Here is a 219-nt window from a genome sequence, read left to right on the forward strand (position 1 = left end):
TCAGTAGACTGGCGGAACCAGGAGCATTAGTGCCTCTGGCCCGGCAAAAGCGGGTATGCATGAAGACCGTCCTGCCTTCGGCCAGAGGCTATCGGAACTTGCGGAACTTGGGGTAATAGAATTTCGGCCCGAGCCGCTCGACGCCATCGTCGAGCGGCGTCTCAAGACGGTGTGGGAAGAACGCTCCTGTCCACACTGCGGCGCAGACAACCTCCACGC

The 219-nt window shown here is 60.7% G+C and carries 1 pseudogene; it reads left to right on the top strand.

Going from position 1 to position 219, the window contains the following annotated elements:
• Nucleotides 1-55: 55 nt before the first annotated feature.
• Nucleotides 56-219: pseudogene (locus EXE41_RS18925) on the top strand (IS1595 family transposase); the annotation flags it as partial.

It is taken from the genome of Halorubrum sp. SD690R (assembly GCF_005435035.1).
In the GTDB taxonomy this organism is placed as follows: domain Archaea; phylum Halobacteriota; class Halobacteria; order Halobacteriales; family Haloferacaceae; genus Halorubrum; species Halorubrum ezzemoulense.